At 59.5% G+C, this 26065-nt stretch carries 20 protein-coding genes and 1 pseudogene; 7 read left to right on the top strand and 14 right to left on the bottom strand.

Annotated features, from left to right (window positions below; all coding sequences use genetic code 11):
* Positions 1 to 72: 72 nt before the first annotated feature.
* The 5 genes and pseudogenes from HNO79_RS01850 to HNO79_RS01870 all read right to left on the bottom strand — a co-directional run bounded on the left by HNO79_RS01850 (position 73) and on the right by HNO79_RS01870 (position 7692).
* Complete coding sequence (locus tag HNO79_RS01850) at positions 73 to 1929, bottom strand: putative bifunctional diguanylate cyclase/phosphodiesterase (protein WP_242405481.1); 1857 nt, start codon at positions 1927 to 1929, stop codon at positions 73 to 75.
* A gap of 433 nt (positions 1930 to 2362) precedes the next feature.
* Positions 2363 to 4090: pseudogene (locus HNO79_RS01855) on the bottom strand (OprO/OprP family phosphate-selective porin).
* 167 nt (positions 4091 to 4257) lie between these two features.
* Positions 4258 to 5250, bottom strand: coding sequence for a phosphate ABC transporter substrate-binding protein PstS (gene pstS / locus HNO79_RS01860; RefSeq protein ID WP_214164253.1), 993 nt, complete (start codon positions 5248 to 5250; stop codon positions 4258 to 4260).
* Between the two features lie 259 nt (positions 5251 to 5509).
* Complete coding sequence (locus tag HNO79_RS01865; RefSeq protein WP_214164252.1) at positions 5510 to 6967, bottom strand: mannose-1-phosphate guanylyltransferase/mannose-6-phosphate isomerase; 1458 nt, start codon at positions 6965 to 6967, stop codon at positions 5510 to 5512.
* A 50-nt stretch (positions 6968 to 7017) separates the two neighbouring features.
* Positions 7018 to 7692, bottom strand: coding sequence for a hypothetical protein (locus tag HNO79_RS01870; protein WP_048857110.1), 675 nt, complete (start codon positions 7690 to 7692; stop codon positions 7018 to 7020).
* Positions 7693 to 7861: 169 nt separating this feature from the next.
* On the opposite strand from HNO79_RS01870, the gene HNO79_RS01875 reads away from it, so the two are divergent.
* Entirely contained in the window at positions 7862 to 9139 is a 1278-nt protein-coding gene (locus tag HNO79_RS01875) for a histidine-type phosphatase (protein ID WP_214164251.1), read from the top strand.
* A gap of 123 nt (positions 9140 to 9262) precedes the next feature.
* Here the strand turns inward: HNO79_RS01875 and HNO79_RS01880 are convergent, their stop codons facing one another.
* Complete coding sequence (locus tag HNO79_RS01880; protein WP_214164250.1) at positions 9263 to 10642, bottom strand: site-specific DNA-methyltransferase; 1380 nt, start codon at positions 10640 to 10642, stop codon at positions 9263 to 9265.
* Positions 10643 to 11882: 1240 nt separating this feature from the next.
* Here HNO79_RS01880 and HNO79_RS01885 point away from each other — a divergent pair.
* From HNO79_RS01885 to HNO79_RS01900, 4 genes are all read left to right on the top strand, one after another.
* Complete coding sequence (locus HNO79_RS01885; RefSeq protein WP_214164249.1) at positions 11883 to 12602, top strand: helix-turn-helix transcriptional regulator; 720 nt, start codon at positions 11883 to 11885, stop codon at positions 12600 to 12602.
* Between the two features lie 280 nt (positions 12603 to 12882).
* Positions 12883 to 14451 carry a hypothetical protein gene (locus HNO79_RS01890; RefSeq protein ID WP_010516074.1) on the top strand — a complete coding sequence of 523 codons (1569 nt, stop codon included), beginning with the start codon at positions 12883 to 12885 and terminating at the stop codon, positions 14449 to 14451.
* Positions 14448 to 15251: a glycosyltransferase family 2 protein gene (locus tag HNO79_RS01895; RefSeq protein ID WP_214164248.1), complete on the top strand. Its 804-nt coding sequence runs from the start codon at positions 14448 to 14450 to the stop codon at positions 15249 to 15251. Before HNO79_RS01890 ends, HNO79_RS01895 begins: the two co-directional genes overlap by 4 nt.
* A gap of 34 nt (positions 15252 to 15285) precedes the next feature.
* Complete coding sequence (locus HNO79_RS01900; protein WP_214164247.1) at positions 15286 to 16242, top strand: glycosyltransferase family protein; 957 nt, start codon at positions 15286 to 15288, stop codon at positions 16240 to 16242.
* Here the strand turns inward: HNO79_RS01900 and HNO79_RS01905 are convergent.
* The 3 genes from HNO79_RS01905 to HNO79_RS01915 are packed head-to-tail and all read right to left on the bottom strand — an operon-like array spanning position 16219 to position 16968.
* Entirely contained in the window at positions 16219 to 16479 is a 261-nt protein-coding gene (locus tag HNO79_RS01905) for a hypothetical protein (protein ID WP_029329703.1), read from the bottom strand. The two genes, HNO79_RS01900 and HNO79_RS01905, sit on opposite strands and share 24 nt — an antisense overlap.
* A 28-nt stretch (positions 16480 to 16507) precedes the next feature.
* Positions 16508 to 16663: a hypothetical protein gene (locus HNO79_RS01910; RefSeq protein ID WP_167335758.1), complete on the bottom strand. Its 156-nt coding sequence runs from the start codon at positions 16661 to 16663 to the stop codon at positions 16508 to 16510.
* A 20-nt stretch (positions 16664 to 16683) separates the two neighbouring features.
* Positions 16684 to 16968, bottom strand: coding sequence for a hypothetical protein (locus HNO79_RS01915; RefSeq protein WP_010516068.1), 285 nt, complete (start codon positions 16966 to 16968; stop codon positions 16684 to 16686).
* Positions 16969 to 17101: 133 nt separating this feature from the next.
* Here HNO79_RS01915 and arfB point away from each other — a divergent pair, with 133 nt between their 5' ends.
* A complete protein-coding gene (arfB, locus tag HNO79_RS01920; RefSeq protein WP_048857104.1) occupies positions 17102 to 17509 on the top strand; it encodes an alternative ribosome rescue aminoacyl-tRNA hydrolase ArfB in 408 nt (135 codons plus the stop codon).
* A 33-nt stretch (positions 17510 to 17542) separates the two neighbouring features.
* On the opposite strand, the gene HNO79_RS01925 is transcribed toward arfB, so the two are convergent.
* From HNO79_RS01925 to HNO79_RS01940, 4 genes are all read right to left on the bottom strand, one after another.
* Positions 17543 to 18208 carry an HAD family hydrolase gene (locus HNO79_RS01925; protein ID WP_010516066.1) on the bottom strand — a complete coding sequence of 222 codons (666 nt, stop codon included), beginning with the start codon at positions 18206 to 18208 and terminating at the stop codon, positions 17543 to 17545.
* 486 nt (positions 18209 to 18694) lie between these two features.
* Complete coding sequence (locus HNO79_RS01930) at positions 18695 to 20197, bottom strand: efflux transporter outer membrane subunit (RefSeq protein ID WP_010516065.1); 1503 nt, start codon at positions 20195 to 20197, stop codon at positions 18695 to 18697.
* On the bottom strand, positions 20197 to 23322 hold the full coding sequence (locus tag HNO79_RS01935; protein ID WP_010516064.1) for an efflux RND transporter permease subunit: 3126 nt from the start codon (positions 23320 to 23322) through the stop codon (positions 20197 to 20199). Before HNO79_RS01935 ends, HNO79_RS01930 begins: the two co-directional genes overlap by 1 nt.
* A 6-nt stretch (positions 23323 to 23328) precedes the next feature.
* Positions 23329 to 24471 (bottom strand): efflux RND transporter periplasmic adaptor subunit, encoded by a 1143-nt coding sequence (locus HNO79_RS01940; protein WP_048857114.1) that lies wholly within the window; start codon positions 24469 to 24471, stop codon positions 23329 to 23331.
* Positions 24472 to 24664: 193 nt separating this feature from the next.
* Between HNO79_RS01940 and HNO79_RS01945 the strand changes: the two genes are divergently transcribed.
* Positions 24665 to 25372, top strand: coding sequence for a TetR/AcrR family transcriptional regulator (locus HNO79_RS01945; protein ID WP_244987392.1), 708 nt, complete (start codon positions 24665 to 24667; stop codon positions 25370 to 25372).
* 5 nt (positions 25373 to 25377) lie between these two features.
* Here HNO79_RS01945 and HNO79_RS01950 read toward each other — a convergent pair whose 3' ends face one another.
* On the bottom strand, positions 25378 to 25890 hold the full coding sequence (locus HNO79_RS01950) for a hypothetical protein (RefSeq protein ID WP_010516060.1): 513 nt from the start codon (positions 25888 to 25890) through the stop codon (positions 25378 to 25380).
* Positions 25891 to 26065 lie beyond the last annotated feature (175 nt).

Raw genomic sequence — 26065 nt, forward strand, 5'->3', positions numbered from 1 at the left:
GTCTGCAGGCGCCGCCTTTTCCCGAAAAGGGCGGCGCTGCCTGATGCATCCCGCAAACGGGACATCCGGGGATCAGGCGTAGGACAGGATGGACTGCCGGATCACGTCCGAAGGCTGGGGCCGGCCAAGCAGGAAGCCCTGGACCTGATTACATCCAAGGTCATTGAGGTGCGCCCACTGGTCATGCGTTTCAACGCCCTCCGCCGTGATGGGAATGTCCATGCTCTGCGCAAGGCTGATAATGGCCTGAATGATGCCTGACGCGCTGCGTTCGGGCAGTTCCTGCACGAAGGAACGGTCGATCTTGATTTTCTGGAACTGAAAGGACCGCAGGTACCCCAGCGAGGAATACCCCGTTCCGAAATCATCCAGCACGATACTGCACCCGATACGCCCCAGCTGCTGCAGGATATGGCGGTTGGTTGCGCTGTTCTGGACAAAGATGTTTTCCGTAATCTCGATTTCCAGCCGATGCGGCGCAAGACCGGAACAGGACAGCGCCCCTTCGACAATGCTGAGGAAGCGTGGGTTCCGCAACTGGATGGGGGACACGTTCACCGCGATCTTGACCTGTTCGGGCCAGTCCGCCGCTTCCTGGCAGGCAGCCCGCAAAACCCATTCCCCCAGATCATGGATCAGCCCGTTTTCTTCCGCCAGCCCCACAAACTGGTCCGGGGGAACCATGCCGTGCGTGGGATGGTGCCAGCGCACCAGGGCCTCACATGCGCTGATACGGTTGGTCGGCATTGAATACAGAGGCTGGAAATGCAAGGTCAGTCCGCTGCTGGCAATGGCCGTGCGCAGTTCATTGCCCAGACGGGCGCGCGTCTGGATTTCATCACGCAGGGCGGCGTCAAAGAACTGGAATCCATTGCGCCCCTGTGACTTGGCGCGATACAGCGCAATATCAGCATATTGCAGCAGGGTTTCCGCGTTATCGGCATCCTGCGGATACAGCGCCGAACCCACACTGGCACCAATGACAATATGGTGGCCGTCAATAATGTAGGGACGACTTACGGTTTCGACAATTTCACGCGCCCGTCCCGTCAGTTCCGCCTGTGCGGGCACGATGGGCCAGATAATGGCGAATTCGTCACCACCCAGCCGCGCCACCAGATCCTCGGGCCGACTGCATGCCCGCAGCCGCTCCGCCACCAGCCGCAACAATGCATCCCCCGCCGCATGGCCATAAACGTCATTGACCGTCTTGAAGTAATCCAGGTCGATACACAGTAATGTCGCATCCTGCCCGACAGTACAGACCGTATCCAGACGCGAACTGAACAGCGCACGATTGGCAAGGCCGGTCAGGGGATCATAATGCGCAAGCCGTTCCACCTGATGCTGGGCATTACGCTGTTCCGTGACATCATCGGCCACGCACAGTTCCCAGCGCGCGCCCCCGCGTTCATCCGCAATCATGACATGACGGGTGGCAATGGCGCGCGGGTCCCCATGCTGGTTACACAGGACCTGTTCGCGCACGCCCTGCTGCCCGGCGGCCGGACGGCTGACCAGCAGGTGGCCGATTTCGTCCGCGCCAAAGACCTGCGCGGTATCCTTTTCAATCAGCAGGTCACGCCTGCATCCCATCATGTCCTCGGCCGCACGATTGACCAGCACGAGGTGTTCATGCCGCACGGACCGGACAACCAGCGCGGACGGGATGTTTTCTACAATCGTGTCGATGAACAGCTTGTCGCGTAATATTCTTTTATTTGCCCGGCGCAGGTCTTCCGCCGCCTGTTCCAGGCGGGTGGCGGATGCAATCGCATGGGAGTGGGACGCGTTCATCAGGTCCAGAACGGATCCCGTCCCGCAATAGCGCCCATTCTCGGTCACGATATAGCCGCGCAGGAGGTCATCTGCCTGCCCCATCAGGGTCCGGGCGGTAAAGTCGGATGCCAGAACCCGGGCGTCGATCATGACCGGGGCTGTATCCATCAATAATGAAACAGGGCGACGATTAAACAGGGAATGGCCGAATTTACCTGACACTTTCAGAAAAAAGGCCTGTCGCTCAACCAGACCGACAGGCACATCATCCGCATCCACAACCGCAACCAGCATCAGTTCCGCGTTGCGGTGAAACAGATCAAAAAGGCTTTCCCCCGGGTCTGACGGCCGAAGGAGCGGTCCCTTCCGGGCAATATCCCCCATGGTAAGGAACGGCGACTGGCCAGCCTGTGCAGGACTATCTTGCATCATTCAATGTTCCACATAGCGCACGCACCGCCTGTCGTGCCTGTTTATTAAATGACCTGTTACTGTATTGAATTATGAAAATCAGGATGGGAAAGCCTGCCGGTATTCCTGCGATACCGGCAGGCATGACATCATCAGATAAAAAGTCCGCGCCTTAGAAAGCCGCCTGGATACGACCGGCGACGGAGTTGCCGTCACGACCGACCGCGTCATACAGGAAGCTGTCCCTGCTGACGATGATGTGGTTGTAATCCAGCATGAAACGGAAATGCCGGTTGGGATACCAGTTCAGACCCGCGGACCAGACCGTCTGCTACCCACCACGGATTGCATTGGCCGTGCCAAGCCCGCTGTTCAGATCCGCCACACTGTAACGGGCCGAAACTTCCAGCGCGCCCCAGTGACCATGGGCCGGATCGAATGCGTGATCCACGCCGGGGGCGGCAAATGCGCCTTCCTTGATGTTGTAGGAACGCGCCTTGCCAAAGATGGTATAGTTGGCCGCACCGTAGAAACCCTGGAAGCCAACCGAACCCCGGCTGCTTGCACCTGCGGCATAGTTGTCGCCGCGCGTCACGCCAATGTGGTAGTATTCACCTTTCAGCACCAGCCGCTTCCAGCGGAAGCCAAGTTCGGGGCCGGCGGACCAGACGCTGCCCACATTCCCCACCGTCTCGTTCAGGAACTTGGTTGTCGTCAGGTCAACTTCGGGGCCTTCGGCGAAATTCGCGCTACGCACGCCATTCTTTTCCGCCACCTTGAACGCGGCGATACCGGACACACCCACATGCACGTCAATATCCTTGGACATGTAGGGACGACCCGCGATACGGAAGGTGCCGCCACTCTGGCTGTCGGTCACACCGCTCGTCACGCCAGAACTGGAAACCGCTGCCGCATTCGAACCACCACGCGCGCCGTAGCTCTGTCCGGTCAGATAACCGGCAATCCACCAGCGCTTGCCATAATGCAGGGCACCGACGCTCATGCGCGCATCACCTGCCGCGATGTTACGCACGATATCGGTAATGGCGGGGCGTTCCATCATCTCGAATTCGTTCGAGCTTTCGGAATCTTCTTCCGTCACGCGCGGCTGGAAATAACCGGCGGTGATGACCGTATTGTGGAACCCGGCGTAGTTCAGGTTCGCTTCATACAGCGTGGCCGCACTATCGGAACTGGAGGCGCCGAAATCAGGCGTGATGTTGGCAATCCAGTTCTTGTAACGGAACGAGATGGGAATACGCAGGCGGCGGGCATTTTCGGTCAGGCCGGCGAAGTCACCCTTCACCTCACCCGCACGGGGGGACATGCCCATGAATCCGCCGATATCCTCATGGAAGGCCAGGCCGATGGACATGGCATACATCCCGTCTTCAGACGAGATGGTGGGACGCCCACCGGGGAAGCCCACGATCATGCCGCCCATGTGCACGGCTTCTTCCTTTTCCGTCGCCGCACGGAACGACGCCCAGGAAGAGGAAACACCACGGTCGGACGGCGGCGTGCCCAGGTCAGCCTTCTGCATGGCGCTGCCCAGGCTGCTGCCCATCCCGCCACCCATGCCGCTATCGCCACCGATATGGATATCGCGTGCGTAGCTTTCAGGCAGCGGCTGCCCCTTGCTTGCGGCAACCCGACGGGCCTGCGCCGCGTTGGCGGCGGGGGTGTTGCGAGATTCGGCACGGACCAGGCGCTGGCGCAGCACGCTGATCTGACCGGACATTTCCCGGCGCATTTCCTGCATCTCACGCTGCAGGGCCTGTATCTGCTGGGCATCCGACGCGGATGCTGCATGGGCCTGATGGAAGGAGGATGCGCCCCACAGGGCAGATGAACCAAGCAACAGAGAAACAGCGGACCGGCGGATCATATTAATCATTCCGTAATGAAGGGTGAGTTCATTTAGAATGCGCGCACAATCTTGTGTGTTATGTTTCGAATACAGTTTTATGAAGGATTTATGACAGTCCGGAATACAAAGAAGCCGCCCGGACACCGGGCGGCTTCATAATGTTATTACTTATATGTTATTATATGTCGGCTATATTATTTCGCGCTATCCCACTGCTGCAGGATATCGGTTTTTACATTCGCAGGCACCGGCACGTAATCAAGGCGCAGGGCCGCGGCATCCCCGTTTTTCAGTGCATAGCCAAAGAACTTGCGCACTGCCGGGCCATGGTCCGTCTTACCCGTCGGTACCGGCACCAGTACATAGGTGGGGGAGACAATCGGCCATGCGCCAGCCCCGGTTGTGTCCAGCAGGTCAACAGCGAAATGCGATGCATCCTTCCAGTCCGCCGCTTCCGCCGCGCGGCTGAAGCTGTCCATGCCCGGTGCGACATAGGCGCCACTGTGGTTCTTCAGCTTGACGGTCGTCATGTGCGCGTTGGCGGCAAAGGCATATTCGACATAACCGATCGCCCCTTCGGTATTCCGCACGGACGCGGCCACGCCATCATTGCCGCGCGCGCCGATCCCGCCGGGCCATGAAATGGATGCACCAGCACCCTGCCCTTCGCGCCATTCAGGGGAAACACGGGCCAGATAGCCGGTGAAAACCGCCGTCGTGCCAGACCCGTCCGCACGGTGCACGGTAGCGATGGGGGTATCGGGCAGCTTCATGCCGGGGTTGAGGGCTGCGATCTTCGGATCATTCCACTGCTCGATCTCGCCACGGTAAATGGCGGCCAGCGTCGGACCATCAAGCTGGATCTGGTTGGCGGCAACCCCCGGCAGGTTGATAACCGGTACAATGCCGCCCATGACGGTCGGAAACTGGAACAGGTGGGCGTTTTCCAGCTTCTGGCGATCCATGGGCACGTCGGATGCGCCAAAATCAACCGTGCCTGCCAGAATCTGGTTCTGCCCGGCGCTGGAGCCTACGGTCTGGTAATTCAGGCTGACGCCAGCAGCACTGCGCCCGTCAGCACCCCATGCCCCGTAAATGGGCGCAGCGAAGCTGGAGCCGGCGCCTGTAATATCCGCGGCATGCGCCATAACCGGCAGCGCGGTCGTCAACAGGGCACATGTAAGCATTCGAGCAGGAAAATACATAATACTCATGTTCTCCGACATGAAGAAGACAGACGTGTCTGGCTATGTCTCAGACATGGGCGGACATTAGAAAACTGCCGAAACAAATAACAATGATATGTGCATGACAGTTTTATGAAGGATTTATGAAATTACCCTGCCTGTCCTGTCGTGTTTCCTGCGCCATGAAATAAAAAAGGGCATGAAATGGCCGCAGCCACTCCATGCCCTGCATATGATCGTGCCGTAACGCGAAAGCGGATCAGGAACGGCTGTAGGCGTCTTCCAGCCGGACAATGTCATCTTCCCCCAGATAGGGGCCGGACTGGACCTCGATCAGCGTCAGGGGAATGCGACCGGGATTTTCCAGCCGGTGCACGGCCCCGAGCGGCAGATAGACACTTTCGTTTTCCCGTACGAGGATCGTTTCCTCATTGCGCGTGACCTGCGCCGTGCCTTCCACCACCACCCAGTGTTCGGCACGGTGATAGTGTTTCTGCAACGACAGCTTTTCCCCCGGCTCCACCACGATCCGCTTGACCTGGAAACGGTTGCCGACAATCAGGGTCTCGTAGAACCCCCATGGGCGGTAACAGCGGCTGTGGGCAGTCGCTTCCTTGCGGCCATCCTTCTTCAGTTGCGACACAATGGCCTTTACGTCCTGCGCGTGATCACGGTGTGTCACCAGCACCGCATCGTCACTGACCACCACCAGCAGATCTTCCACCCCGGTTACCGCAGTCAGGATGCCATCGGTACGCACATAGCTGTTTGATGTATTGAACACCGCGACATCGCCAATGGTCACGTTGCCGTGGCCGTCCCTGGGGCCCAGTTCCCACAATGCGTCCCAGCTTCCCACGTCGGACCAGCCGAAATCACCGGGTATGACGGTCATGAGGCCGGTGCGCTCGGCCACCGCGTAATCGATGGAGATATCGGGCGAACTGGCGAACGCCGCCGCATCCAGCCGTTCAAAATCGATATCCGACTTACGGTCCTGCACGGCCTGCCGCACGGCGGTCAGGATGGCGGGTTCGCACTTTTCCATTTCCTGCAGCATGGTGCGGGCCGTGAACACGAACATGCCGGAATTCCACAGGAACTGCCCTGACTGCAGCATGCGCGTGGCATTCGCGGCATCGGGTTTTTCCACGAAGCGCGCAACGCTGTAGGCACCATCATACCCGGCCAGCGGGGCGCCCTTTTCGATATAGCCATACCCCGTTTCCGCCCGGGTTGGCGTCATGCCGAATGTCACGATGCGCCCCGCGCGCGCCACCCTGACCGCAATATCCAGCGCGGGCGCGACATTTTCGGGTTTCTGGATCGCGGCATCGGCCGCCATGACCCACAGCACGGCATCGGGATCGGTTTCCGCCGCCAGCACGGCCGCCGCGGCAATGGCAGGGGCGGAATTGCGGCCAACCGGTTCCAGCAGGATGCGCGGCGCGGTAATGCCGACTTCCCTCAGCTGCTCGGCCATGGCGAAGCGATGTTCGTTGTTGCAGACGATAATCGGGTTGGCAAATCCCGGCCCCTGGCTGCGCAGGGCGGTTTCCTGCACCATTGTCCGCCGGGAGACCAGCGGCCAGAACTGCTTGGGATACGAACTGCGCGAGACGGGCCACAACCGGCTGCCGCTGCCGCCAGACAGGATAACCGGTATCACTGGCGTGGTAGGATGCTGCGATGTTGCATGCGTGACGGAAACGACCATTCTCACTCCTGAAAAACCGGCGCTGTACAGAAGAAAACCGGTAAAAACCTTTAATGAACCTGCTGCCCCGACATACGCAGGACATCCAGCGAGGCGCGCAGCTGCATCGCCTTTTCAAAATCGGCGATCTGCTGGCGCCGGTCCGCGAACAGAATGGCGTCCACATGAATGACCAGCTTGCGCAGGCGCCAGAACTGCTCGGCATCGACAATCAGCGTGCGCGACATGTCCTCCAGTGCACCAACCTGTATGTATTTGGTGTGGTGCACGGGATCGTCATGCAGTTCCTCGACAAAGATCGGGACGAAACATAACGGCACCGAACAGGGCGCGGGCACAAAGGGACGTATTTCATGCCCGTCATAGACCTTGACGCGGCTGATATCGAATTTGCGATATTCCTGCAAAAGCCACGCCATCTGGGCCGGTGGCGCGATACGGGCGAATTCGGCGCGGGTAATGTCCAGGAAAACACGGCGGTCGCGTATGATTGTCGCGTCATATTCCGCAAGCTGTTTGGCGTAGGCCGCCTCTTCCTGTGAATGCTTCATCAGGATGTTATGCCTAGCGAAGTTCGCGTCGCTCTGGCTGTCGCGGCTCAGGTACACCGCAAAGCCGCCCAGCACACACAGCAGGACAGGCAGGGCCATGCACATCCACCAGTGCCGCCTTGCAAATGCCAGCACGCCCGTATGCTCCAGCGTCTGCGCCGGATGATACATCATCCACCGGTCTCCCTGACTGTATGCCCGTCCAACAGGAATGTACCATGCGTCAGGCGGTTTCCTGCCCCCTGCGGGCAGGGCCGTTTTTCTGGCCCGTCATACTAGCAGAACAGGCCTGTTCCTGTCATGCAGGGAGATATTCCCTGCCCCCAGCACAGGTTGCGCCTGCATGTCCCGCCTGCCCCTGCATCTTGCCATCCTGTCATGCATCATGCTGCCGGTCTCGGGCACGCGGGCGGCGACACCCCTGCCACCGGTTCCTACGGCCGGGCCAGTCATTGAACGTGTGGTGCTGGTCGCGCGTCACGGCATACGCAGCCCCACCCACCCCATCGCGGAACTGGACGCACATACCCACCGGCACTGGCAGACCTGGCCCGTCGCCCCCGGTGCCCTGACGGACCACGGCAGACGCGACCTGGCCCTGATGGGGGGGGCACTGGGTCGGTATTACCGGCAGGCCGGCGTGCTACCCACGCAGGGATGCAGGGCGGGGGCAGTCGCGGTCTGGTCGGATGCGACGGACCAGCGCACGCTGCAGACCGGCGACATCATGGGCCACGCCCTGACGCCCGGCTGCCCGGTCGTTACGGACAGCCTGCCCGCGGGTTCGCATGATCCGGTTTTCAACGACCTGCATGCATACGATACGCCTGCATTGCAGCAGACGATCATGACCGAGCTGTCCACCGCACTGGCGCATGACCGTGACGGCCGTCCCGCCGACGTACGGTTGGCGCAGGCCACAGCGCAGGCCGTGGTCCAGCCTAACGGATGCGCCATGGGCACGCCCTGCTTTACCGGGCCGGACAGGGCCACGTGGCACAAAAACGCACCCAGGCTGTCCGGTGGCCTGTCACAATCCGCCGACGTGGCGGAAGACATGCTGCTGGAATATGCGCAGGGCATGCCCGATGACGCGATCGGGTGGGGACAGCCGGACATCCGTCATACGATCGATACCCTCATGCCCGCCCATGACCATGCCAGCCGCCTGATGCGCCGCCTGCCGGCGCTGGCCTTTCCACGCGGGCATGTGCTGGCGGCCATGATAACGGAACTGGTGGCGGGCAATGCCGTGCGCGAACCGGATGGCGACATGATTGCGGCCGGCACGCCGGTTGTCCTGTTTGCAGGCCATGACAGCACGCTGGATATGCTGGCGGCGATCTTCGGCCTGGACTGGTCCTTTGCCGACATGCCTGACCCGACCGGCCCCGACACCACGCTGGGGTTCGAGACATGGCACATGCCCGATGGGCAGCAGCGGGTACGCGCAGTCATCTTCCACCAGGGGCTTGATGCACTCCGCACGGAGCACGCCATCACGGCACAGCCTGACATCCTGCCCCTACCCGCCTGTCAGTCCAAAACAGATGGAAGCTGCACGCTGGCCGATTTCACACGGGTTTTTACCAGCCGCCTTTCGGCATACCGGCGGGACTGAAACCGTTGCTGGCGACTGCCTGAACAACCCGGTTTACGAAACAGCCCACGAGTTCCGGGAACGTTTCTGGTGAAGCCTTGGGAAAGGTTACCTTGCTGGAAAAAGGCATCCCCGGACCCTATTTCAGTTTTCGCGGGCTGCTTCGTGCCCGACCGGAATGGCCATCTCCGCATCCTGCGCCGAAGGCGGCATGACCACCCTGCAGAACCGGAACCCCGTACCCGCGCGCGCATGGCGCGCCAGCACATGCGCCAGACGGGGCTGGGTTACGGTTGTGGCAATCCGTTCATCCATTTCCATAACCACAAAGCGGCGCGTTCCCCCATCCGCCGCGTTCAGGTCCATGACAGCCTGCGCTGTCGTGCCCGATCCGCCAAAGGCATCCAGCACCACGGCACCCGGATCGGGACACAACGCCCGCAGCAGGTATGTCACCAGCGGAAGCGGCTTGGGATAGTCAAAGCGGACACCGCACCGCGCCAGCGCGGCCGACGCCTGCTGCACCGTCCCCATGCCCTGCAGCACGGTCAGGATATGGCTGGGCTGGTCCTGACGGTCCTTTTCCATGAACACCGCCCCGCTGGCGGTCAGGTAAAACCGGGTTTTCAGTCCCTGCCGGTCGGTAATATCCTTAAATCCCGCCGCAATGAACGCCGCGCACTGCCGCCGCGAACTCCATCCGCTGCGCAGGGTAACGGGATGCACCAGCCGTCCCGCGCGGACTTCCATCGGCGCGGTAAAGCGTGGCCAGAAGGCGGGATCTACCGGGACGGGAATGACGCCGTGGTCAAAGCTTGCGGGAAAACCGGCCGGCAGCACCAGATCACGGACCGGGTTGCGTGGCCCGTTCTTGACAATGGTGTTGCGAATGACCGGCCGCCGCAGCTTGCTGCGGGCGCCGACCTGTGGGGCCAGCACGCGCCCGGGAACGAAACGCCGGGCATCACGCGCAAACACCACCACATATTCATGGTTGGTCTTGATGCGGCTGTGGTTATCGATATTGCCGGTATTGACCCAGACAAAGGTCGCCAGAAAATTCTCCGCCCCGAACACCTCCTCCATCAACAGACGCAGGCGAGGGTATTCACGGTCATCGATGCAGCAGGCAATGACGCCATGTTCAGCCATAAGCCGCCGCAGGTACAGCAACCGCGGATACATGAGACATAGCCAGCGGTCCTGCCGGGACAGGGCGCGGGCCACCGCCGGACCCAGCGCCGCATCCAGCCAGTGCAGGCCCGCGGGCGTGCTGGCGCTGTCATCATACAGCCAGTCGCGCCGGCCCGTATTATAGGGCGGATCGGTCAGCACCATGTCCACCCGTCCCGCATGATCGGGCACAAGCGCATCCAGCGCCGCAAGGTTGTCCCCCAGGATGATCCTGTCGCCCCCCTGCGCCGCCCCACGGGACAGGGCGGGGTCAACCTGCAGCACGCCCCGACGCATCCGTTCCAGATAAACGGTGACGGCGTGCTTGCCCTCCCATTCCAGCGTGGCCACGTGCCCTCCGTCCCTGCCTGCATAATGCCGCCCCACTATCCCGCAATCCGCCCCTTCAGGGAAAGACGGCAGGTCAGGGCAGTGCTGGACAGGGCATTTTCCATATACATTATGATTGATAATACCTTGACAGACTGAAGCCGGACAGACCTGCACGCAGGAAAATCCGGCTCATACGCCCGGAAATCCCGCCGCGGCGCATGACGCCCCATCGGATCATGCGGCTATCCCCAATTGCGATACACAGCGCCCGATACGACCTCACGCAGGCACACTATCTTGCTGGAAGGTCCTGCTGACATATGGGCTGCCAACGGATTCCCATCGCTACAGATGATAGGCAGGGCAGTCTCCAGCAAGACCGAGGAAAACCACGATCGCCACCTGCAACGCAGCAATTCCATCCCGTACCAACCGCCGCCGCAAACGCAGCAGATGTGCGTCATACGGACCGGCTGTAAGCGCTGCCTCCGCCTTACGCGCGGCACTTCATGATGAACCGGGCCATTCGTGGCATCGCAACCGCATTGTCAGGTACCTGTCGCCGTTCCACCTGAACCGAAAGACACAGTTCCCCTTATCCATCAGGCCGCAGGTCACGGATGAAACGTCGCCTGTGCCTGTATTGAGCATCACATTGATCGGGCAGCGTTGGAATGAGAGAGAACCTGAAAACAATCCATCGATAAATAAGAGAAATGTTTTCAGATATTGCTTTTCATAGGGAGCAATCTATTTCGAAGCTTTTTGGAAAAAGCTTCACCAAAAACGTTTTCCGGATTTATGGATTGCGTCGTGCAGTGAACATCATGAATAGACATGGTAATATTTAACAATGAAAATCATAATAAAAATATAAATATTTATAAAATATCATGAATAATGATGGTAATAAATATAAACTTAATACATATAATTATGATAGCATTTCCATCTTTTGTCCAGACATCCATCCTGACCAGATCGACAACTTCACAGGTATTCTCCGCGTCAAATAGGTCATTCCGGAAGGATCACAAATATATACATTTAATTTATATTTATTATATAAATAACATTTATTTAACTAAATGATATTATAGTGATTTTTAATAATTTATCAAAGTAACCTGTCGCCAGAATGGGCATGTTACTGGTCATTATTATTGTTCATTTTCTGCCATATATGGTACATTATCTGTGAATATGATATTTTCCGCCCGCTGCAATTCATAACGACATTGATACAGGATACGTTTTTTTGAATCGCGATCTCTTTGACAGCATGGCCATGGATACGCTTGAGGCCATGCTGAACACCCGCACTTTGGATGAACTGGCCGCCCGGTTCCATAAAGCCGTCAGCCTGATCGGGGATTTTTACTGTGTCGCGGGCATCATAAAGAAGTTCCAGCCCGGCGGCCTGCGCCCCACGACATCCAGTTATCCTACATCGTGGACCCGCCATTACATGGGCAGCGAATACGGGCGGGTGGACCCGGTGCTGCGCCGTGCCATGACCAGTGCCACAGGGTTTGGATGGCATGCATGTGACCCGGTGAAACAGCAGGAAAAGGCGCTGGTGACCGACATGCATGACTTTGGCATACATGACGGGTTCGTCGTACCAATCCATGGGCCGGATGGCTCGGTCTTTCTGGTCAATTTCGGACAGCTTGCGCGCAAAATGGTATCACCACGCATGCAGGTCGTGCTGACAATGCTGGCCATGCAGTATTACCAGCAGTACTGCCGCCTGACGACGCCACCCGAACCCCAGCCACCCGCACTGACACAACGCGAGTGCGAATGTCTGTCATGGGTAGCCAATGGCAGGACCACCGTGGAGGTCGCGGACCGGCTGATGCTGAACGAGAACACCGTCAAATTCCATCTCAAGAACGCACAGCGCAAGCTGGACTGCACCAACCGCGTGACCACCGTACTCAAGGCCATCTCCCTTGGCCTGATTGTCATCTAGCAGCCTTCGCCCTGCTCGCGGATCATGCCAGCGCCGAGACGGGGCAATCCGCACCATGTGCAGGATAACGCGCCCATGCCCTGTGCAGGACACGGCGTGATTTATGTAACGCTGGTACAGGATACGTCCTGCATCCCCTGCCTTACCTGCACTCCTGACTGAAAATAAGCCTGCGGGATAATCAATTATTAATTGATCTCCCCTAGCAGAATGTGTGTGCACGCCCGACAGGCGGCATTGCCGCCCGTTATTCCTTCCCGCCTCAGCCAAGGTAAAGACAGTGCCCGCGGACCCGCTGCTGACGTTGACCCCGACCGAACAACAGGACCTTGAAACAGTAAAGGAATCAGGTCTGTTCGACGCTGATTTCTACCTTTCGGTCCATCGGGATGTCGCCGGGTCGAAAATCGATCCCCTAGTCCACTACATCAAATATGGCTTTCGGGAAGGACGCCAGCCCAACCGCAATTTCCGTCCCGCGTCATACCTGCGCCAGTATCCCGATGCTGGTGCGGACAACCGCAATCCCTTCATCCATTTCATCAGGACGCATGGGGGGTGTCATATCGCCCATCACGGGCTGCTGCCCCGCTTCCACCTGGAAGACCTGAGCGTTGGCGCACGGACACTGGAACAGCTCCCGTTTTTTGAACCTGACCTGTACCATGACATCAACCGCGACCTTGAACGCGCGACAACCGACATGGCCGAACATGCCCTGCTGTATGGCGTGCCGGAAGGCCGACGCATTTTCGGCGCACTGCATGTCTCGCGCACCCTTGGCGCGTTGTGCGTAGCGAAAGGGCTGGATGATGCGGACTATATCGTCCCTGACGGCGCGGTACCTGACAGTATCGGGATCTATTACAATTCCAACGGCAATGTCTTCATTCATGAAATCGCATCCGACCTGCACGCAACTCTGTGCGATGCAGGACTGAACTGCGCCCTGCTGGATGAAAACAGCGATCCCGACACCCGGCCTGAACTGTGCATTTTTGTTGCCCCGCATGAATTCTTCCATCTGGGACGGGGGCAGGACTGGGCCACGGGGGCGATTATCCGTGACGCGATCATGTTCAACACCGAACAGCCCCAGACATTATGGTTCGAACGCGGCATTCCCTTCCTGCTCATGGCGGCGGGCGTCATCGACATCTGCCACCAGATGGCGGAAAGCTTCCGGCAGGCCGGGCTGCCCGCCATCCATTTCACGCCCAATATCGGCACTGAAACCACGTACCTGCACCAAAGCGACATGCAGCACGCCATGGTGCGGATTCTGCCTCCTGCATGCCGCAGGCGCCCGGACCGGAACACGCCGTTTGCCGACCGGCTGCTGGACATCAGTTTCTTTGGCGGCGCCTCGACCCATCGGGAGGCCTTCTTTGCCCGCAATGCCGCCTTCTTCGCGCAGTTCCGCAATTACTTTTACTATCGCAAGTTCACTACGCCGATAGACAGCAGCCCCCGCGATAACCCGCTGTCGCGTCTGGCGTCCCACGTGGCGGGACATTCACGCATCGCGCTGAACATCCACCGCGACGACTACGGTTTTTTTGAATGGCACCGCATCGTCAAGGGCGCGATGGCCAATGGCAGTGTGGTCGTCTCCGAACCCTGCCTGCCGCATCCGGTCTTTCGCCCCAATGAACACTTCCTGGAAGAAAGCGGCCGCCATATCCCCAACCTGATCGAATGGCTGCTGCATACGCCCGATGGTCGGGCAAAGGCGGAAGAGGTACGCCTGAACGCCATGCGGGCCATCGATACCCCCGCCCATAACCGGGCCCGCTGCGCGCGGATCCGCGGGTTCATTTCGCATGTATGGAGCACGCCGGAAACATGAGCATCACCGCCCCATGGATGGCCACGGGCCAGACCGCGTTCACCTTCCGCAGCCGTCGCAAGAAACCGCTGGATCTGGTCAGCGTGTGCGTCACGAATTTCAATTATGGCGACTATATTACCGATGCCCTGGACGCCATCGCCGCACAGACCCACGCACCCCTTGACCTGATCGTGGTGGACGACCATTCGGACAGGGATGACTCCGTCGCCCTGATTACTGCGTGGATGGAAGAAAACCACCAGCGTTTCTGGCGCTGCACCCTGATCGTGCATACCCGTAACCAGGGACCGTCCGCCGCCCGGAACACAGCCTTCAGGCATGCCATGGGTGCGTTCGTGTTCGTGATAGACGCCGATAACACCATCTACCCCCGCGCCATCGCCCGACTGCATGAAGCAGCCCGCGATGGCGGGTTTGATGCCACGTACTGTCAGCTGGAATATTTCGACCGGGAGCAGCGTATCGGGTCGGCCGACATATGGGACCCCGCGCAGATGACGCGGGAAAACTACGTTGATGTCATGGCCCTGATCCGCCGGCAGGCATGGGCTGACGTGGACGGCTACAGCCATATTGACCAAGGCTGGGAAGATTATGATTTCTGGCTGAAATTCATCGACCATGGCTTTGAAGCAGGCTACGTACCCGAAATCCTGTGCCGCTACCGCATGCATGGTAATTCACGCACCACAAATGATGCATGGGCCGCCCATGAAAGCCTGCGCGGCATCATGGCGTTCCGCCATCCTGAACTGACTGCGCGCTACCTTTTGGCCACCCCCGACGTAAAGGCATAACAAAGGGATATTTCCGCCTTCCCGGCTTGTCCCTATGATGTCGGGCATGACACCGCCCAGTGCTCCCCTACCCGCGACCAGCCGCCGGATTATCGTAACCGGATGCGATCACGCCTATTTCCATCTGGTAACCGAACTGATCGCGTCCGTACGCGATCATGCCGATACCCCCATCGGGGTCATCGACTGCGGGATGACGCCACACCAGGTCGCGCAACTGACGGCGCGGGGCATTCGGATCATCACACCCCATATTCCCGACTACGCCCCGAAACGGGCTGTCAGGAAACGGCCCAGCCTTGCCATCAACATAAGCAAGCTGTGGCTGGACCAGATGCTACCGGAATTCGACCTGATCCTGTGGCTGGATGCCGATACATGGGTGCAGGATGGCCGGGCGCTTGAACAGATGTTCGCCGCGGGGGAAAGCGGCACGCTGGCCATCGTGCCGGAAATCGGTGCCAAGATCGCCAACCTGCTGGGGGTGCGCTGGATCTGTCCGGGGTGGATGCAGATCCGGTCCTTTCTATATAAGAACGCCAGCCGTGCCCGCCTGCCGTTCCATATCCGCACGCGCATTGGTGCAAAGCCACTGCTGAATGCCGGGGTATTCTGCCTGCACCGCAATGCTACGATCTGGCCCGTACTGCGCCGGTGGCAGGCCCGGATCCTGCCCCGTCGCGGAATGGCTTTCACCCAGGATCAGCTCTGCATGGCGCTGGCAGTGTATGTGGATGACCAGCCCGTCACGTTCCTTGACAACAGTCACAATTACCTTGGCCCGTGGTTGCTGGATGAACGCACGGGGCAACTGGCCAATCTGTTCTTTCCCCATGCACCCATTGGCATCGTCCACATGGCATCACAGAAGGCCATGCGCAGCGCACTGGACAATACCATGGCCATTCCCACCATTCAGGGCGGCACGGCGGCGGTCAACCTGCGTTACGCCGGCATGCGCGGCCTGTCACGCAGGGCCAGCGGCCCCTGACCCGGTCTTTCGGGCCGCCTGCACGCGCTCGGCAGCACTGCGAAGCTGTTCGGCAAGGTTGAGGGCGAGTTCGGGTGGCAGCACGGTCACCACGCGCCTGTTGCCCTTGGGCATGTGTTCGGGCGCGGTCGCCATGAACAGGTCCATGACCACAATGGAATCCTGCACGGCTTCCGCCCCGCAACTGACGGTGGGATAGACCACAGCCCGACCGGCTGCATCGCGTTCTTCATTCATGATGGACATACCTTGTCATGCGCCCGGGCTAGCGCGCCGTGGGCGGGCGCGTCTGCTCGCGCCGCAGTTGCAGGTTAAGCGCCTGTATCGTCTTGCGCGCCACGGCCAGTTCGTCACGCATACGCGCCAGTTCCGCCTTCAGCGCCGCGATTTCAGCCCGCAGGGCGGGGGGATGATCAGCCATCTGCACACTTCCTTATGATATCAGGAGGGTTTGATACCGGAATCGAAACGGGCACGCACCTGGTCAAACAGGGTTCGCGCCGCCATGTCCTTTGCATCGGTATGTTCGATATGGTGACGCATGTGCGCCGCGATTTCATCCGCATGCAGGACCTTTGCATCCACCAGCATCTGCATAAGGTCCATGATCACAAGCTGCTGGGCCGCAATCATCTTGACCACGGGCATCACCTTGGCCTGCGCCGCATCGCCCGCTGCCTGCGCAAGGGCCTTGCGCAACTGCTCCGTGACCACCTCATCATTCATGATTGTGCTACTCCGCTCTTGTCATCATGCGACAGGCATGGTGATAGCAAACGGCCAGCACAGCAATGCCGCCCATGCAGGGCGGCCCATAAGCCTACGATATACCTTCCGCCCGACAGGACCGTAAACCGCCATGTCACCGCCCATCATACCCGATGATGAATTACATGTGACCTACATACTGGCATCCGGCCCCGGTGGGCAGAACGTCAACAAGGTCGCCACTGCGGCCCAGCTTCGTTTTGACGCCCGCAATTCCCCCACCCTGTCGGGCCGGATCAAGCACAGGCTGATCGACGTGGCGGGCAGCCGGATGACCGGCGATGGCGTGATCGTGCTGACGGCCCGGCGCTTTCGCAGCCAGATCCGCAACCGCGAGGACGCGGTCGCCCGCCTGCATGACATGATCGCGCAGGCCAGCGCGGTACAGGCCTATCGCGTGCCCACCCGTCCCTCACGCACGCAGCGCAGGAAGCGGATGGACAACAAACAGCATCGCAGTCGCGTCAAGCAGGGCCGCAGCGGTCGGTATACCGACTGAAACGCACTGCCACCCCGCCCGTGTCGCGGCTGCCTACGCAGCGGCCTGCTTCTGCTTCGTCATGATCCGCTGCAGCAGTGGCACGAATTCAGACAGGTGCCCGATGCGGATCAGGCCCGGCCATTGCGGCGCGGGACGCGACAGGTCACGCAGCAGCACGCAGGCCATGCCCGCACGGCGGGCGGCTTCGGCACCGGCATCGGAATCTTCCAGCACGATACAGTTGCCTGGCGGGACATTGTCCTGCTCGGCCGCATACAGGTACAGGTCGGGCCGGGGCTTGGGCATGTTCAGGTCGCGCCCGGAATGGATGCGGTCTTCATCCAGCATCTGGTCCAGGCCCGTGCTGCTGAACTTCGCGTCCATTTCAGCCATGGATGAATTGGATCCGATCCGCACCGGCAGACCAAGATCGAGTGTGGCTTTCAGCATGTCTTCCGCGCCATCCACGGTCTGGGCGTCGGTTTTCATCATGGTGACGATACGGTTCTGGACCTGCATGTCCCAGTCCGCGGGCAGTTCCTTGCCGCTTTCCTTGGCGATCCGGTCACGGATCTTGGCCAGTTCACCGCCGGTAAACAGTTTGTTCGCCTGCTCGTCCGTAATGTTCCAGCCGTATTTCCGGGCTTCCTGCGCCATGATGCTGGTGGACAGATATTCCCCATCGACCAGAACGCCATCACAATCGAAAATAACCATACGCAACTTCCCATCGGGACGCACGGCAGCGGGCAGTTGATTATCGGATTTGCTATGTAAATTCAAAGTTCAGACCCTACCTTTCATGCACTTCTTGCACGCCGAAACAAAAACATATTGCGCCAGAAGCCATGCATTATAGATATGGGATGATTTTTGATATTGAAAGAACAAAATTTACATTTTTTCGTAACCCATTAAATGATGAAATATATTTATTATTTAATGCATTTTTAAATTTATTTAATATTTACATTTGATATTGGTGTTGAATCTGGCGGGTTTTCTATTGTTATTCTTTAAATTTACTCATGAATTACTGCGCGATTCCATGCATGGAACATGCCCGTGATCCCAGGGCTGTTTCCAGACCGCGATACCCGAAAACTTTTATATTTTTCATTCCCTTAAACACGATTACGGCCCGATCATGCTTCCTGCATGTCGGGCCGCAATCCATCATGCGCCGGTCATATCACTGGGCACCTAGCCCTTGCGCACGGTCTTCTGCCCCTTCGCGGGCTGGGGCGTTGGCGTATGTTCGGTCCAGCCACCGCCAAGGGCGCGGTACAGCGTCACCAGATTCTGGTACCGCGACACCGAAATGGAAATCTGCCACTGCTGCGCCTGCAGATAATTCCGCTGCGAGACAAGGGATGTCAGATAGGAATCCGTCCCCGCATTGTACCGCAGCATGGCCAGACGGTAGGCATCGCCCGTTGTCGAGACATAGCTGTCCATCTGTCGGGTTTCATCACGGTAGGTATCGCGTGCGGCCAGAGCATCCGCCACCTCGCGGAAGGCGGACTGCACCGTTTTTTCATATGCCGCCGCCTTGTACGCCCGCATGGCGCGCGATGCCTTCAGGTTACCGCTGTTCTGTCCCCAGTTCAGCAGGGGCACCTGCAACTGCGGGGACACCCCCCACGTTGTCGCAGCCGAAGTAAACAGCTTATGCGGCTGCAGGCTGCTGATCCCGTCAGATGCCGTCAGGGTAATGCGGGGATAGAACGCCGCCTTGGCTGCACCGATATCCGCATTGGCCGCCAGCAGGTCATGTTCCGCCGCCATGATATCGGGCCGATGTTCCAGCACATCCGCCGGCAGGCCCGGCGGCAGATCCTGCATGATGGTCTGCTGCCCCAGCGGGCGGGCCGGGGGCAGGTTGGCGGGAATTGGCTGACCAATCAGCATCGTCAGCAGGTTTTCGTCCTGCGCCACGTGCCTGCGTGATTCATCACGGAAGGCGCCGCTCTGCGCGACCTGTGTTTCGGTCTGGCGTACGGTCATCTCATCCGTTTCACCATGGGCAAAACGGGCCTTGACCATATCCAGCGTCTGCTGCTGCGACGCCATCGTCTCGTCCGACAGATGCAGTTGCGCCTGATCGCCCAGCCACGAGATATAGGCTGTGGCAACCTGCGAGATGATGCTGATCAGCATCGCGCGGGCGTTTTCACGCTGCATGAGCGCATGTTCCGCGGCCTCCCGCGACATGCTGCGGATACGCCCGAACAGGTCGATCTCGTACGACGAGACGCCAATGCCCATCTGGTAATATTTGAACATGGGCGGATGCCCGGTATCCAGACCCGGCGCGAAGCTCAGACCAGCAGCGTCCGATGGTCCCTGGAATATTGCCTCGCCACCGCCATTGATGGCGGGAAACAGGCTGGCGTGCTGGATATCAAACTGCCCCTGCGCCCGGCGGATGTCGGCGGCCGCCTCCCTCAGGTCGCGATTTTCACGAATCGCAATGGCGATCAACGCCTTCAACCGGGGATCGGTAAAGAATTCCGACCACCCCAGATCCGCCGCCAGCGGATTTTCCACCACGGCGTCCCCGGTCGTGGCATAGGCGGGCCACGCCGTGGCCAGTGGCGGGGCAGGACGCTTGTAATGCGGGATCATGGTACAGCCTGCCAGCAGCGTCGCCGCGAGGCCAGCCGTTGTCACCCGCCTGAATGTGGAGAGAACGGTCATCTGCATTACTCTCCCTTTGTCCGTTCGGACATGCGCTGCACACGGAACAGGCGCAGCACCACCACAAAGAACAGCGGCACGAAATAGACAGCCAGCAACGTCGCCGTCACCATGCCCCCCACCACGGCCGTGCCAATCGCGATACGCGCGGCCGACCCCGCCCCCGTTGCGATCGCCAGCGGGAACACACCCACCACGAAAGCAATGGATGTCATGAGGATGGGCCGCAGGCGTTCACGCCCGGCTTCCAGCACGGATTCCTCCAGCGTTGCACCATTTTCAAAGAAGGCCTTGGCGAATTCCACGATCAGGATGGCGTTCTTGACCGCCAGCCCCACCGTGGTCAGCAGGCCGACCTGAAAATACACGTCATTGGCAAGCCCACGCCCCAGGGTCGCGACAATCGCGCCCAGCACGCCCAGAGGAATGACCAGCAGCACGGCAAAGGGGATGGCCCAGCTTTCATACAGGGCGGCAAGGCAGAACAGGATGACGATCATGGCCAGCGCATAAAGCGGCCCGGTGGAAGCGCCCGACGCCATCTGTTCAAAGGACAGGCCCGTCCATTCATAGCCGATGCCCTTGGGCAACTTGGTCAGGATGTCCTTCATCGCGGCGATCGAGTCACCCGAACTGTAACCCGCTGCGGGCTGGCCAAGGATTTCGAAGGCATTGAGGCCGTTATAATCCTCCACCTTCTGCGGACCCATGATCCATTCACCGGACACGAAGGCGTTGAACGGCACCATGCCCCCCGTGATATTGCGGATATACCACTTGTTCAGGTCATCAGGGATCATGCGCGCATCCGGCTCGCCCTGGATATAGACCTGCTTCACACGGTCATCGCGCAGGAACTGGTTGACGTAGATCGACCCCAGCGCGCCCTCGATGGTGGTATTGATGTCCGCAATGGTGATGCCCAGCGCATTCGCCTTTTCACGGTCGATGTTCAGGTGAAACTGCGGCGCATCCTCCATGCCGTTGGGGCGCACGGCGGTCAGGCGATGGTCCTTTGCCGCCAGGCCCAGCACCATGTTCCGCGCTTCCAGCAGCTTGGCATGGCCAAGATGCCCGCGATCCTCCAGTTCAAGGTCGAAGCCGGTGGCATTGCCCAGTTCCAGCACGGCGGGCGGGTTGATGGCGAAGATCTGCGCCACCGGATCCATCCAGAAATGCATCATGATGCGCATGGCGATCGCAGCCGAGGACTGCGACGCGGCAGGCCGTTCATCCCAGTCCTTCAGGCGGATGAAGAAGGCGCCGGCACTCTGCCCCTGCCCTGCAAAGTTGAATCCGTTCATGGAATAGACGGATTCGACATTCCTACCTTCGGTCTTGAGGATATAGTCGGCAACCTTGCGGTTGACGGCTGCCGTTTCCTCCAGCGTGGCGCCCGCGGGCATGGTGACCTGCCCGAAGATCAGGGCCTGATCCTCATCGGGCAGGAAGCCACCGGGCAGGCGCATGAACAGCCAGCCCACGCCCACCGTGATCACGGCAAACACCAGCATGGACAGGCCGGCATGCCCCAGCACGCGGGTCACGCCCTTCTGGTACCCATTGGTCAGGCGGCTGAAATGACGGTTGAACCAGCCAGCGAAGCCTGCGGTCTTTTCGTGGCTGCCTGGCTTGAGCATGGTGGCGCACAGGGCCGGCGTCATGACCATGGCCACCAGAACCGACAGCCACATGGCCGCGACAATGGTGATGGAAAACTGCCGGTAGATCACACCGGTTGACCCGCTGAAGGCGGCCATGGGCAGGAACACCGCCGTCAGCACCAGCACGATGCCGACCAGCGCGCCCGAAATCTCGTCCATGGACTGACGGGCGGCCTCCCTGGGGGAAAGCTTTTTTTCCGTCATCACGCGCTCGACGTTTTCCACCACCACGATGGCGTCATCCACCAGCAGGCCAACCGCCAGCACCATGGCCAGCATGGTCAGCGTGTTGATGGAGAACCCAAGCGCGGCAAGGATGCCGAACGTGCCCAGCAGCACCACCGGCACCGCAATCGTCGGGATCAGGGTGGCGCGGAAGTTCTGCAGGAACACCAGCATCACAAGGAACACCAGCGCGATCGCTTCGATCAGCGTGATGATCACGTCCTTGATCGACAGGACGATGAAGGGTGCGGTATCCAGCGGATAGACGGTCTTCAGCCCTGGCGGGAAGAACTGTTCCAGTTCCCTGATCTGCTCGCGCACTGCCGTTTCGGTCTGGAGCTGGTTGGCACCGGGAGCGAGTTTCAGCGCCATGCCGGATGCGGGCATGTTGTTGTAGAAGGAATGGGTGTTGTAGGTCTGCGGCCCCAGCTCCACATGGGCGACGTCACGGATGCGCACCTGCGAGCCATCCTGCTGCACCTTGAGGAGGATCTTTTCGAATTCCTCGGGTGAATGCAGGCGCGTCGGTCCGATGATGGTGGCGTCCAGGCGCGCGCCCTTCACGGCGGGTACACCGCCAAGTTCACCAGACGAAACCTGTATGTTCTGCGTCTGGATTGCGGTCTGCACATCGCCCACCGTCAGGCCGTATTTGTACAGCCTGGACGGATCGAGCCAGATGCGCATGGCATATTCCGCACCAAACAGCGTATGGTCGCCCACGCCCGTCACGCGGCTGAGCGGATCGGAGATGTTGGACGCCACGTAATCGGCGATGTCAGCGCCGCTCATGCTGTTGTCGGTCGAGATGAAGGCGATGACCATCATGAAGTTCTTGACGGCCTTCGTGATGCTCAGCCCCTGCGCCGTCACTTCCTGCGGCAGCTTGGGCTGCGCCAGCTGCAGCTTGTTCTGCACCTGCACCTGCGCGATGTCGGGGTTGGTTCCCTGCGCGAAGGTCAGGTCGATTTCCATCTGCCCCGATGCGTAGGACTGCGCGGAAATGTATTCCAGATGATCCAGCCCGAACATCTGCTGCAGGATGGGACGCACCACCGTATCGTTCACCGTATCGGCCGAAGCGCCGGGATAGGTGACCGAAATCGCGATCTGTGGCGGGGCGATGCTGGGATACTGGGCGATGGGCAGGCGGAAGATCGACACCCCGCCCACCAGCATGATGATCAGTCCGATCACCCAGGCGAAAACGGGCCGGTCGATAAAAAAGCGCGACAGAGACATGGGGGCTTATCCTGCCTTGGCCGGGGCGGACACATCCGCCGGGGTCACGGTATCGCCGGAGTGAATCTTCTGCAGGCCCTCAACCACCACGCGGTCGCCGCCCTTCAGCCCGTCCGTCACCAGCCAGTCTGTCCCAATGGCCTGGCTAACGGTAATGGGACGCAGCGTCACCTTGTTATCGGCATCGACCACCCAGACCTGCGGGTCACCATGGGAATTCCGCTGCACCGCCTGCTGCGGCACCAGCAGGGCCCTTGGGTCCGTGCCTTCGGCCAGCTGGGCATGGACATACATGCCCGGCAGCAGCAGCCGATCCGGATTGGGCATGACGGCACGCACCACAACCGTGGCGGTGGCTTCATCAACGTTGACTTCCGAAAACTCCATCCGGCCGGAATGTTCGTAAGTGGTGCCGTCCTCCAGCGTGATGGTGATGGCGGCGGCGTTATCGCCTGCGCGCGTCAGCCGTCCCTGCGCCAGTTCGCGCCTGAAGCGCAGCAGTTCGGTTGCCGGCAGGTTCACGTCCACGTAAATCGGGTCAAGCCGGGTGACGATGGCGACATTGTTGGTCTGGTTGGCGGTCACCAGCGCACCAACGGTCAGGATGGAACGGCCAATACGTCCGGTAATCGGCGCATTCATATGGGTATAACCCAGATCGACCGTGGCGCGCTCCAGCTGGCCTTTCGCGCTCAGGACATCGCCCTGTGCCGCGCGTTCAGCGGCCAGCGCGTCATCATATTCCTGCTGGCTGACGGCATGGGCCTTGAGCAATGGCCCGTAGCGGTTCAGCTTGGCCCGGGTCGTGACCTCGTTACCCTGTGCATGCAGCAGCTGGCCCTGCGCGCTGTCCACTGCCGCCTGATAGACGCGGGGATCGATCTGGTACAGCTGCTGTCCCGCCTGCACGTCGGTGCCTTCGACAAACAAGCGCTGCTGGATGACGCCGCTGACCTGCGGACGGACCTGCGCGATTTCAAAGGCTTCGGTACGGCCGGGCAGCATCGTATGGATTTCTACCGGCTCGGCCCGGAGTGTTACGACCTTGACCGGCTGCGGCGGCAGCTTGGGAGGAGGCGCATGCCGCTGACACGCTGCCAGAGCAAGTATCAGAGCCGCCGGGGCTACGACACGGGAATAATGCATCATGGTCACCAACCGGCTTGCAGGCCGTTATATATAAAAATGTTTCTGAATCACGGCTGTGTCGTTTGCCGCACATAGCCGCCATAAGAAAGCCAAATAACGAAACCATTTGGTTTTCAATGAATAGAAAACTATATCGTCTCCATAAGCCGGTCAAGCAGCACGGCCACACAAAAGCGGGCGGAGCATATTACGAATGAGCAAGAATGGACATGGCGACCCCACGCCCGCGCCGCACGATTGCGACAACCGGCGACGGGGGCCCGGCAGACCACCAGAAATGGAGGAATGCGAACGCCGGGAGCGCATTCTGGATGCCGCCAGCGAAGTGCTGCAGCAATGCGGCTACCATGCTGCGTCGATGGACAAGGTGGCGCAGCATTCCGCCATGTCCAAACGTACGCTTTACCAGATGTTCAATTCCAAGCAGGACCTGTTCCATACCCTGATCAACACCCGCCTGTTCAACGTCACGCCGGATGAATGTCATTACCGCGATAACCCGGCGGAGGAACTGACGGAACTGCTGATGAACCTTGGCCGCATCATCCTCAGGCCGGACCGTATCAGCCTGATCCGCGCACTGATTACCGAATCACAGGAATCCGCCGATATCCGTCAGATCCTGACCAGCCTGCGTGCGGGGGGAAAGGAAAACGTACTGACCGGCTGGCTGGACCGTTATGTCCGTCAGCACCATTATGAAGTCAGCGATATCTACATATACAGTAACATGCTGTTTGGCATGACAATCGGCGACATGATGTTGCAGAGTCTGGCCTGCGCATCCGGCACTGCATGGATTGAACAGAACATGCGCCCGCGTTTTCACAAGGCCGCACGGATCTTCCTGGCTGGTTTCCAGCAGGAGCACGTCGACACTGCCAGCCCCGGTACAAGCTGAGGATTTCAGAGTTTCTGACGCATTTCCTGCCGGATCGCATTGCATTTCTTGGTAAATACGCTGGCCTGCGATGCCGTCATGAAATTGATGATGAAGGCCCCGACCAGTGAGCAGAACGACAGGGAAATGACAACCTTTCCCGTCACGCCAATGATCGCATCGTAATATTCTGCGGAATACCACAACAGGAACATACTGAGCACAGCCCCGAGAAAACCAAGGATTCCTGTTGAATGAATCAGGGAATCTTCTTCATTGCTGAAAGCTGAGGATTCCTTCCACAGCATATACAGCTTCTGGTTCATTTCATCGACCTGACAGTCATGTTCAAGCTGCGCAGCACTGGTCACCTTGCCCGGCGCGGACCGATGCATGTCCAGTTCCTGCTGGGCCTTGGCGAATACGCGCCGACGCTCTTTTATGGCGGGCAGACTGATGTCCACGAAACTGAGAATAGCAACATTCAGCCCTGCCGATAGCTGGACAACCGCCTGAAAGTCCCCCCATGTCTGCGTCATGTGGCTTCCCCTTTCCCACACATACCTGCCGTTAGGATACTGTAAGGAAAAGCACAGCAGGAGATCGCAAAATCGTTAGGCAGGGCTGCATTTGGCTATGGCGGCAACCTTGTCCTGAACGCAGAAAACCCGCCTTTTTGGCGGGTTTAATGATCTTTATCAGATGGATAATGCA

The sequence above is a fragment of the Komagataeibacter oboediens genome, assembly GCF_018491655.1.
Classification (GTDB): domain Bacteria; phylum Pseudomonadota; class Alphaproteobacteria; order Acetobacterales; family Acetobacteraceae; genus Komagataeibacter; species Komagataeibacter oboediens.